Source organism: Citrobacter pasteurii (assembly GCF_019047765.1).
Taxonomy (GTDB): Bacteria; Pseudomonadota; Gammaproteobacteria; order Enterobacterales; family Enterobacteriaceae; genus Citrobacter; species Citrobacter pasteurii.
In genome coordinates, this window is sequence record NZ_CP077262.1 from 3,862,390 (window position 1) to 3,873,554 (window position 11,165).

Consider the following 11,165-nt stretch of genomic DNA (forward strand, 5'->3'; position numbering starts at 1 on the left):
ATAACCTGCCTGGACAGGACAGCCAAAAGGACAACACAACATGAGTAATACCGAGATTCGCGTCGTCACCGGCCCGGCCAACTATTTTTCCCATCCCGGCAGCCTGTCGAGACTCAACGATTTTTTCACAAAGGATCAACTCTCACGCGCCGTCTGGGTATATGGTGAGCGCGCCATCGATGCAGCCCGACCTTATCTGCCTGAGGCCTTTCATCTTGCCGATGCTAAACGCCTGCTGTTTACGGGTCATTGCAGCGAAAAAGATGTTGGGCAACTGGCAACAGAGTCAGGAGAGAATCGCAGCGTGGTGATTGGCGTGGGCGGCGGGACATTGCTCGACGCCGCCAAAGCGCTGGCGCGCCGCCTTGGTTTACCCTTTGTGGCAATCCCAACCATTGCCGCCACCTGTGCTGCCTGGACGCCGCTCTCCGTGTGGTACAACGATGCAGGTCAGGCACTGCATTTCGAAATTTTCGATGATGCTAATTTTTTGGTGCTGGTGGAGCCAGAGATCGTGCTTAATGCGCCAGACGCATATTTGCTGGCCGGTATCGGGGACACGTTGGCGAAATGGTACGAAGCGGTTGTGCTCGCCCCACAGCCTGAAACCTTGCCGCTGACTGTACGTCTGGGCATCAACGGCGCACTGGCGATCCGCGACGTTCTCCTTCAGAGCAGCGAGCAGGCGCTGGCAGATAAGCAGCGTGGTGAACTGACCCGTGCATTTTGCGACGTGGTGGATGCGATCATTGCTGGCGGTGGTATGGTCGGCGGTCTGGGTGAGCGCTACACCCGCGTGGCGGCGGCACACTCGGTGCATAATGGCCTGACCGTCCTCCCGCAAACAGAGAAGTTTTTACATGGCACCAAAGTAGCTTACGGCATACTGGTACAGAGCGCGCTGTTGGGACAAGATGATGTGCTAACGCAGTTAATTACCGCTTATCAGCGCTTCAATTTACCAACACGGTTGGCTCAACTGGAAGTGGACATCAATAACCACACCGAAATCGATAAGATGATTGCGCATACCCTGCGCCCGGTGGAGTCCATTCATGCGCTGCCGGTGAAGTTAACACCGGAAACACTGCGTGCGGCATTTGAGAAGGTAGAGACGTTTACGGTGTGACTATGGTGCAGGTTGCCTGATGGCGGCGTCGCCTTATCAGGCCTACAGCCAATGCAATGTTGTAGGCCGGATAAGCGTCAGCGCCATCCGGCAAAAAATCAACAGCACTTCGCGCCACCTTTCCCCCCATAGCGCGCATCCTGGCGCTCGCGGAAAAATTCTTCATAAGTCATTGGCACCTGGTCCGGATGCGTAACACGCATATGCTCGACATAGTTGTCATAATCCGGCACACCAATCATCAATCGGGCGGTTTGCCCTAAATATTTCCCGGCTTTAGAGAGCGTTTCAAACATAGTAGTTTCCTGTCGTACAAACGCCCTCCCCGTTAAGGAGAGGGCTTTTTCGTTAAGAGAATATTAGTGCGCGCCTTTCGCCTGCGCCACAATCTCTTCAACATTCTCGGGCATCGGTTCGTACGGTGTTTCTTTCGACGTTGGTTTGTCCTCTTTCAACGCGGCCAGCGCAGTTTTAATGGAGAACAGACCCAGTACCACCACGACCACCATGAAGAAGATGGTCAAGCCAGCATCAAGACGGTTGTTAAATACCAGTTGCGTCAGCTGCGACTGAGTGTACTGTGCCGGAATATTACCGCTGTCGATCATCGCCTGGAACTTGTTAGCGATAGCCAGGAAGCCGATTTTCGCATCCGGGCTAAACGCTTTCTGCCAGCCCGCGGTCAGCGTACAAATCAGCAGCCAGGCGGTTGGCACCAGCGCGACCCATGCGTAGCGCTGGCGTTTCATCTTGAACAGGACGACCGCACACAGCATCAACGCCATACCAGCCAGCATCTGGTTGGCGATACCGAACAGCGGCCACAGGGTATTAATACCGCCTAACGGATCGACCACGCCCTGGTGCAGGAAGTAACCCCAGGCCAGTACACACAACGCGGTTGCCAGCAGGTTCGCCGGTAGCGAGTCGGTCCGTTTCAGCCCTGGTGAAACGACACCCAGCAGATCCTGCAGCATAAAGCGCGCGGCACGGGTACCCGCATCAACCGCCGTCAGGATGAACAGGGCTTCAAACAGAATGGCGAAGTGATACCAGAACGCCACATCCATCATGCCGCCCAGCGCGCCGTGCAGAATGTAAGCCATCCCCACGGCCAGCGTCGGCGCTCCGCCTGCGCGGGAAATAATGGATTGTTCGCCGACATCGTTCGCAATCTGATGCAGCGTATCAGGCGTGATAACAAAGCCCCAACTGCTCACGACCTGTGCCGCTGACGCAACCACATCGGTGGTTCCGGCAGGTGCCAATACTGCCATCGGGCTGTTCATCGCAAAGTAGACGCCCGGGTCGATAACGCATGCCGCCACCAGCGCCATAATGGCGACAAAGGATTCCATCAGCATCCCGCCGTAGCCGATAAAACAGGCCTGACCTTCATTCGCCAGCATCTTCGGCGTAGTGCCGGAGGCAATCAGCGCGTGGAAACCAGAGACCGCACCGCAGGCGATGGTAATAAACAGGAACGGGAACAGGTTACCGCTCCAGACCGGGCCGGTACCATCAACAAACTTGGTCAATGCAGGCATCGTCAGCGTGGGACGCATGATCAGAATACCCACGGCCAGACCCACAATGGTACCAATCTTCAGGAAGGTCGAGAGGTAATCTCGCGGTGCCAGCAGCAACCATACCGGCAACACGGCAGCCACGAAACCGTAGCCCACCAGCATCCACGTCAGCTGTACACCGGTAAAGTCAAAATACGGTGCCCAGGTCGGGCTTTCCGCAACCCAGCCGCCGGAAATAATGGCAAATACCAGGAACACCAGACCGATGACTGACACTTCGCCAATACGCCCCGGACGCAGATAGCGTAGGTAAATCCCCATAAAGATCGCCAGCGGGATGGTGAATGCGACGGTATAGGTTCCCCACGGGCTGTGCGTCAGTGCTTTCACGACGATCATTGCCAACACGGCAAGGATAATCACCATGATCATAAAACAGGCCACCAGCGCAATTACACCGGCTGTAGGACCCATCTCTTCTTTCACCAGTTCGCCAAGGGAACGACCATCGCGACGGGTAGAAACAAACAGCACCATAAAGTCCTGCACCGCGCCGGCCAACACTACCCCGGCGAGCAGCCAGATCATCCCTGGCAGATAGCCCATTTGCGCCGCCAGCACCGGTCCAACTAACGGACCCGCTCCGGCAATTGCCGCAAAATGGTGGCCAAACAGTACTTTTTTATCGGTAGGAACATAATCGAGCCCGTCGTTATGGCGCACGGCTGGCGTCATACGCGTCGGGTCCAGCGCCAGTACATTTTTCGCAATGTACAAGCCGTAGAAACGGTAAGCGATAAGGTAGACACAGACCGACGCCACAACTATCCACAAGGCGTTGATCTGTTCACCACGGTTTAATGCGATATAGCCGAGGGCAAATGCTCCCATTACGGAGAGCACTGTCCAGACGAGGTACTTCCCTGATTTGTTCATAGTTGTTATCCGTTGTCCGATCCAGAGAGATGTTACATTTTGTTTCTATAACATCTTTTCTGGATTTAACAACCTGACAACCATGCAAACCCGAAGTATCACTGAGTATTTACATTGCATTGTTAACTAGATCACTTCATTTACCTGTTAACCCTGCAATTTCATTTTACTTTGCCGGGTGACTTCACCCCATCACCGCCGTGCCTAAACGACAGGTGCAGCAGCGCCGCCCCTGCTCATCGAAGATGACGATTTCCCAGCTTTGATTCTGTCGCCCAAGATGCAACGGCTGGCACACACCGCGCACTTTCCCCTGCGATACCGCGCGGTGATGCGTGGCGTTCAACTCAGTTCCCACCACACACTGCCCGTCGCGAGTCATCAGATAACCCGCCATTGACCCCAACGTTTCCGCCAGCGCCGCTGACGCCCCACCGTGCAACAGACCAAACGGCTGATGCGTACGCTCATCCACCGGCATTTCGGCTTCCAGCACATCGTCTCCCAGTCGGGTATAGACAATGTCTAAATGCGCCACCAGCGTGTTCTGGCTGGTGGCATTCAGTTCATCAAGCGTTAAATGTCGTTTCCAGATCACCGTCATGCTCCCAGTGTCGAACCGCCATCGACCACAATGTCCTGCAACGTAATATGGCTGGCCAGATCGGAGGCAAGGAATAAGATGGTGTTGGCAATTTCCTGGGGACGCGCGATTTTCCCCAGCGGTATACCGAGCTTATACTGCTCGCCAAACCCGCGAATACGCTGTTGTTCCGCGTCATCACTCACCCACAGCGTGCGTTGCATGTCAGTGTCGGTCGATCCCGGCGAAACCACATTACAGCGTACTCCGCTACCCGCCAGCTCCAGTCCGACCGTCAGAGCAAGACTTTTCAATGCGGCTTTTGATGCCCCATATGCACTCATGCCGATTCGCGGCGTGTGCGCAGCATCGGAGGCGACAGTGACAATCGCCCCCCCCTGCTGACGACGAAACTGCGCCATCGTCTGCTGAAACACATTAAACGCCCCGCCAACGTTGACGGCAAACGTCTGATGCCACTCCTCAGCGCTTAACGCATCGGTAGCCCCCATGCGCAGGATCCCGGCAGCATTGACGAGTACGTCTAACCGCTCGCTCTGCGACAGCACGCGCTGGCATACCTCAGCCACCTGCCCACCGTCCGCCACGTCCAGCACTTCGGTGGTAAACGGATACACCTGCTGAGAAAATTCGCGATCGAATCCGGTGACCTTCGCCCCGGCATCAACAAACGCCAGTGCCGTGGTGTAACCAATCCCTTTTCCCGCCCCAGTAACCCAGACCGTTTTACCGGTGAAATCAAAGCCGGTCATGACTTCACCTCACGGGAGAGCAGTTTCCACCAGGCCTCAATCGTTGGGTTCTTCGCCAGCATCACAAAGTCGATATCGCCATGCACTTTCCGCCAACGAGCCGCCAGCGCCATCATACGTACTGAGTCCAGACCGTAATCGATTAAGTTCTCGTCATCCATTGGCTCTTCAGACTCATCGAGCAGCGGCAGAATCACGCCGCGCAGCGCATCTTTACTGTCCGGAACAGGCGTCGGCAGTAACTCCTGGGTCATCACCACGCGACCGGAACGCCCCGCCACGTATTTCAGCGACATCAGGTGTTCATCACGGCTAAAATCTGCCAACGCATCTGCGACCATAAACGGCTTAATATCACGCATGAAGGCATCAGTCGCAGTGGTCATGCAGCCAATATGCGCGTACACGCCGGTGATGATCAGTTGGTTACGTCCAGTGTCTCTTAGCATCTGCTCCAGCGGTGAACGATGAAACGCGCTGTAACGCCATTTAACCAGAATGGTATCCGCTTCGTCCGGCGCCAGCGCATCGACGATTTTTTGCTGTTCAGGCGAGCGCGTCAGGCCGGGTCCCCACATATCGTTCAACAACGCGCGGTCTTCATCACTTTGTTCTTTCGGCTGCGCAGTGTAATAGACCGGAATATTATGTGCTTTACAGTACTGACGCAGCGCGGCGATGTTGGCCACCACCTGTTCCATCATCGGGCAGTTCTCGCCCCAAAAACCGATAAAATAGTCCTGCATGTCGTGGATTAGCAGCGCGGCGCGTTCTGGTTCAAATGCCCAGTCAACTTTATTTGCCGGGACATCAAGCGCCGTTGGCAGCGCATAAGCCTGCAGTTTAGGAATTGCCATTTCTTCTTCTCCTTCAGGCCGGTGAACGTGATGCCAGCCACTGACGTAATTGTTTTTTATCCACTTTGCCGACCGGGGTCAGCGGCAATGACTCAACGCACTCGACACGGTCCGGCAATTTGAATTCCGCCACGCCCTGTTCGCGCAGAAAACGACGGATCTGTACTGCACGCAGCGGCGCTTTAACCACCAGGCAGGCGCAACTTTTCTCGCCCATCAGCTCATCGTCCATACTGACCAATGCGGCATGGATCACCGCCGGATGCCGCAACAGCAGGTTTTCAATCTCTTCTGCAGCGATCTTCTCCCCGCCACGGTTGATCTGATCTTTCTCTCGTCCCTGCACCGTGATGTAACCATCCCGATCGATGGCGATCAGATCACCAGAGCAATAGAATCCGTTAGCATCAAACGCGCTGGCATTATGCTCAGGGCTATTGAAGTAACCCCGGAAGGTGTACGGGCCACGCGTCATCAGGCGTCCAGTCTCGCCCTGTGGCAAAGGATTACCGTCAGCGTCTGCCACCCAGACCTCATCGTCAGGGCACATCGGACGGCCCTGGGTATTGATAATGCGCTCCGGGCTGTCATCCAGACGGGTATAGTTCACCAGCCCTTCCGCCATACCGAAGACCTGCTGCAGCTGGCAGCCAATCTCTGCCGGAATGCGAGCGGCAAGCGAAGCCGAAAGCCGCGCGCCTCCCACCTGCAACAGTTTCAGCGAAGCCAGTTGTGCGTTACTGCCCCACTCCTGAATTGCCTGCAGCCACAGACTCACCGCTGGCGGTACCAACGCCGTAACGTTTACCTGATGCTGTTCAATTAACGGAAAGCACAACGTCGCGCTCGGGTCTGCCGCCAGCACCACAGTTCCACCCGCGAGGAAAACACCCAGCGCACCTGGCGAACTCATGGCGTAGTTGTGCGCTGCCGGGATCGCGCATAAATAGCGGGTCTCAGCGGTGAAATGGCAAATCTCGTTACTACGGCGCACGCTGTAGTAGTAATCATTGTGGGTACGCGGGATCAGCTTTGGCGTCCCGGTCGTGCCGCCGGAAAGCTGGAAATACGCCACTTCATCAGCTGGTGATGGTGTCGCGGTAAACGCCGTTGCGGGTTGGCTTATAGCCGTTTGCAGATTGTGTTCGCCGTCATCATTGAGCAACTGAACCACGCGCACTGAATTGTGTTCGGCAACAAAGGTATTCAGAAAATCGTCGCCACTGAATAACGCATGCTGGCGATCGGCAATCAGTAACACCGGTTTAATTTGCGCTGCGTAGGCGTTGAGTTCGTTACGCTGATGGCTAAACAGTGCCAATACGGGCGCCACGCCCAGTTTGAGCAGTGCGAAGAAAGTGATATAAAGCTCAGCCACGTTGCCTAACTGCACCAGTGCAGTCTCGCCGGATTTGATCCCCTGACGGCGCAGGCTACAGGCAAGATTATCCGTCGCCTGGTTTAACTGGCGGTAGCTAAGATGGCGTTCCCCGTCAATCACCGCCGTCTGGTCGCTATCAGCATGGCGGGTCAGAATGTCGGTCAGCGGCAAATCCTGCCAGTAGCCTTTTTCACGGTAGCGGCGGGCAAACTCTTCCGGCCAACGGGTGAAAGGAATACTCATTATTGCTCCTTAGAGCCTGTCGATAAGGCCTGAATAGCCTGGTAGACCAGGCGCTTAATGCAGTCCAAAAACATTCAACATGGTGGATAACTTGGCACCTGTTTCACGCCACTCCGCAATCGGTGACGAGGCTGGCACAATGCCGGCTCCGGCGAAAAAACGTACCTGATTACGCAGCAATTTCGCACAGCGGATCGTCACGACCCATTCGCCGTTGCCCTGCGAATCACACCAGCCAACAATGCCGCCGAAAAGTTCGCGATCAAACGGCTCCAGTTCGGCAATCAGTTTCTGAGCAACCTGATGCGGGAAGCCACTTAGCGCCGGTGTTGGATGCAGCAGACAAGCCAGCGTCAGTGCGTTTTCCTGGGCATTGGCTTTACCTTCAAACGGGGTACCGAGATGCCAGAGCGTGGGCGTGGTGACCAGTTGCGGAGACGACGGAAGTTGCAACTCACTGCTGCGATCGCGCAGAACCGCTTTCATCGCCTGGGTGACCAGCTCGTGTTCATGGCGATCTTTCTCGGAAGCTAACAGACGGATCCCAGCCTCCCGGTCCAGAACATCGTCCGGTTGGCGACGCGCAGATCCCGCCAGCGGCAGCGAACTGAAATGGTCGCCTTCTTTGCGTAGCAGCAATTCCGGGCTGGCGCCGATCAGTACACCACCATCGTCGATAGGTACATGGAAGTTGTAGCTTGCCGGGTTTTGCGCTACCAGTCGCTCCAGTAGCGCACCACTGTCGATATTGGCGTCGGCTGTCACATCAATCAGGCGAGACAGCACCACTTTGTCGACTTCCGGGGTTGCCGTCAGCGCCGCTGCTCTGGCGACCATATCTTCGAAAAAATCCTGCTCAGGAATCGATTTACGCTCAACAACATTCAGCGACTGATGGGCAGTAAAGTAACGCGCTGATTGCTGCTTTGCCGTACGTGAGAAGCTTTGCCATGATTGGGGAATAAACAGCGACGAAGGCTGGCGGGTGTCAAAGGGAATGGCTCCTACCATAATGGGGTTTGCGATGCCCTGCGATTTGGCCTGCGCAAACAGTGTGTGCATTTTCAGTTGGAAAGGGCTGTCTGGTGAATCACCATCAATTGCCGGTTCCGCATAGCGGGCGAAGCATCCTGACGTCGTAAAACTACGATACGGCGACATAAAGAAAAAACTGTCGGGAGCGAGAGTTGCCATAGTCTGCGTTTTTTCCTCGGCCAGTGACATGTCCATATCATCCTCCATAAAATGATAAAGGCTTTAATAATGATTATCATTTATATTTTCGGTCGCTAACCTAAAAGCAAAGCGTCGGTATGTCAACTCTTGTGGTAACACAATGTGCGACTTAGGCTTGCATCCCTGACGCGTAACAATGAAAATGAGAAGCATTAACTACATTGATAACAGGAAGCTTATTTGTGAGATTTCCCGCGTTTTACCGCACTGCGCTGTTACTGGTTGGACTCGCTATTTCAGGAGTTTCTTTAAGTCATGCCGCTGACTGGCCACGCCAGGTTACTGACAGCCGCGGCACGCATACGCTGGAGCATAAACCGCAGCGAATTGTCTCCACCAGCGTGACCCTCACCGGTTCTCTGCTGGCGATTGATGCCCCGGTCGTCGCCAGCGGTGCCACGACACCGAATAACCGTATTGGTGATGCTCAGGGCTTTTTACGCCAGTGGAGCGACGTCGCCAAAGAACGCAAACTGAGCCGCCTGTATATTGGCGAGCCGAGCGCCGAAGCCGTTGCAGCACAAATGCCGGACCTGATTCTGGTCAGCGCCACCGGGGGAGATTCCGCGCTTGCGCTGTACGACCAACTGTCCACCATAGCCCCTACGCTTATCATTAATTACGACGACAAAAGCTGGCAGTCACTGCTGACACAATTAGGTGAAATCACCGGGCAGGAGCAACAGGCAGCGGCGCGTATTGCTGAGTTTGATAAGCAACTGCTCGCGGTAAAGCAACGTATCACCCTGCCGCCACAGCCGGTCAGTGCGCTGGTGTATACCGCAGCCGCGCACAGCGCCAACCTGTGGACGCCGGAGTCCGCGCAAGGCAAGCTGATGGAACAGCTCGGTTTCACGCTGGCACCGCTACCTGCCGGGCTACATACCAGCCAGAGCCAGGGTAAACGTCACGACATTATCCAGCTTGGTGGTGAGAATCTGGCGGCCGGCCTGAACGGTGAAGCGCTGTTCCTGTTTGCAGGCGACAGCAAAGATGCCGACGCGATTTATGCTAATCCACTGCTGGCGCATCTGACTGCTGTGCAAAACAAACGCGTTTATGCGCTGGGCACGGAAACCTTCCGTCTGGATTACTACAGCGCGACGCTACTGCTGCAACGTCTGTCGGCTCTGTTTTAATGGTCAGTGCCGGATGCGGCTAACGCCTTATCCGGCCTACAATCCGTAGAGCATAACGCGATCAGACATTCACGGGAACCTGCCGGAATCGGCGCACTTCTCCCAACAACAGCAGCAGTAAAAGACCGACAATCACCAACCCAAACCCACTGACGCTTGCCGAGGCCGCAGGCGTCATCATCGCCCCCAGCCCCCCTAACAGCGCCGCACCAATCGCATCGCCGGTTACGTTCTGCGCGGTCCACAAACCGTTAATTCGCCCGAGCATCGCTTCCGGCGTCTGCGTCTGTAACAGGGTGTACTGCAACAAAGAACTGACCGCACTCAGCCAACCGAACAGCGCCAGACAAACAACCCCCAGCTCCCAGACCGGCATCAAACCAAACAGGCCGATAGCCAGGAAAGAGGCCACGGTTGATGCCAGCATAACCAGACCCGGACGCACGCTGTGTGCCAGTTGCCCGCTGGTTAAAGCCCCGATGGCCGCGCCCAGGGGAATAGCCGCATACAGTAAGCCAATCTGAGCGCTCGACATCTGCCAGTTAATCGCCAGTGCCGGATACAGCACGCGCACGGCGCTCGCCATGGTCAACAGGCCGCCGAGCAGTGCAATACCGCCAATCAGCGGGCTGGCGAACAGAAAACGGAACGCCGCCACCAGCGATGTCAACGGATGTTCACGCGGTTGCGGCGGAGGCGGCAACGCGGGAAGACTCAGCAACGGCAGCAAGGTAATAAATGTACCCGCGGCCGCCAGGCCGTAGTTCCAGACCACGCCCCCGGTCGCCAGCAGCACCCCGCCAAGCATTGGCGAAATAACCGAGCCCAGACGTACCGTCAGCATGGTAATCGCCCCGGCCTGCATCAGATTTTCACGCCCGACCAGCGCAGGCGTCGCCGCCAGCAGCGCAGTGACACCCAGCGAGGCAAAAAAGCCATCCCATAAACCAAGAACATAAATAGCCAGCAACGACGGCTCGGGCAGCAGCGCGTTCAGGCACAGGCCAATAAAACCGATACCACAGGTTCCGCGGGCCAGCAGGATCACCTTTTTGCGTTCATAGCGATCGGCCAGTACGCCACCCACCATCAGACCAATAAACATTGCGCTCCCGGTCAGCGTCACCGACAAACCCACCTGCCAGGTCGACTGGGTCATCATCTGGATCTGTACCGGAACCGCAACCCCCAATAGCCCCAGAGAGACAATGGAAATAAAACGGGCGAGGAAGACGGCGCGAAATGCAGGATGGGTCTTTAACAGGCTGAGATTAAGCAGCCAGGATTGTCGATTCATTACAGAGCCTTACCAGGTACTTTTTCAATATCCATTCAATGGCTGCACATGCTAACATATCC

Annotated in this window: 10 protein-coding genes; 2 read left to right on the top strand and 8 right to left on the bottom strand. The window is 55.8% G+C overall.

All coding sequences use genetic code 11. The features are described from left to right. The first annotated feature begins 40 nt into the window (after positions 1 to 40). Complete coding sequence (locus tag I6L54_RS18845; protein WP_040232580.1) at positions 41 to 1,129, top strand: oxidoreductase; 1,089 nt, start codon at positions 41 to 43, stop codon at positions 1,127 to 1,129. A gap of 98 nt (positions 1,130 to 1,227) precedes the next feature. Here I6L54_RS18845 and I6L54_RS18850 read toward each other — a convergent pair whose 3' ends face one another. The 7 genes from I6L54_RS18850 to entC form a co-directional block, all read right to left on the bottom strand. Further along, positions 1,228 to 1,425, bottom strand: a complete 198-nt coding sequence (locus I6L54_RS18850) for a YbdD/YjiX family protein (RefSeq protein ID WP_005123469.1) — start codon at positions 1,423 to 1,425, stop codon at positions 1,228 to 1,230. 63 nt (positions 1,426 to 1,488) lie between these two features. Beyond that, entirely contained in the window at positions 1,489 to 3,594 is a 2,106-nt protein-coding gene (cstA, locus tag I6L54_RS18855; protein WP_016152202.1) for a pyruvate/proton symporter CstA, read from the bottom strand. 184 nt (positions 3,595 to 3,778) lie between these two features. Next, positions 3,779 to 4,192 carry a proofreading thioesterase EntH gene (gene entH, locus I6L54_RS18860; protein ID WP_040232884.1) on the bottom strand — a complete coding sequence of 138 codons (414 nt, stop codon included), beginning with the start codon at positions 4,190 to 4,192 and terminating at the stop codon, positions 3,779 to 3,781. A gap of 2 nt (positions 4,193 to 4,194) precedes the next feature. Then, the gene (entA, locus tag I6L54_RS18865; RefSeq protein ID WP_005123464.1) at positions 4,195 to 4,950 is read right to left on the bottom strand and encodes a 2,3-dihydro-2,3-dihydroxybenzoate dehydrogenase EntA; all 756 of its coding nucleotides are present in this window, start codon (positions 4,948 to 4,950) and stop codon (positions 4,195 to 4,197) included. After that, positions 4,947 to 5,807, bottom strand: coding sequence for an isochorismatase (locus I6L54_RS18870; RefSeq protein WP_040232582.1), 861 nt, complete (start codon positions 5,805 to 5,807; stop codon positions 4,947 to 4,949). The genes entA and I6L54_RS18870 overlap by 4 nt, the downstream gene beginning before the upstream one ends. A 13-nt stretch (positions 5,808 to 5,820) precedes the next feature. Continuing rightward, complete coding sequence (entE, locus tag I6L54_RS18875) at positions 5,821 to 7,431, bottom strand: (2,3-dihydroxybenzoyl)adenylate synthase EntE (protein WP_040232584.1); 1,611 nt, start codon at positions 7,429 to 7,431, stop codon at positions 5,821 to 5,823. Between the two features lie 54 nt (positions 7,432 to 7,485). Further along, positions 7,486 to 8,661, bottom strand: a complete 1,176-nt coding sequence (gene entC / locus I6L54_RS18880) for an isochorismate synthase EntC (protein ID WP_040232589.1) — start codon at positions 8,659 to 8,661, stop codon at positions 7,486 to 7,488. 188 nt (positions 8,662 to 8,849) lie between these two features. Between entC and fepB the strand changes: the two genes are divergently transcribed. Next, entirely contained in the window at positions 8,850 to 9,806 is a 957-nt protein-coding gene (gene fepB, locus I6L54_RS18885; RefSeq protein ID WP_040232590.1) for a Fe2+-enterobactin ABC transporter substrate-binding protein, read from the top strand. Positions 9,807 to 9,867: 61 nt separating this feature from the next. Here fepB and entS read toward each other — a convergent pair whose 3' ends face one another. Beyond that, the gene (gene entS, locus I6L54_RS18890; RefSeq protein WP_040232592.1) at positions 9,868 to 11,103 is read right to left on the bottom strand and encodes an enterobactin transporter EntS; all 1,236 of its coding nucleotides are present in this window, start codon (positions 11,101 to 11,103) and stop codon (positions 9,868 to 9,870) included. Between the last annotated feature and the right edge of the window lie 62 nt (positions 11,104 to 11,165).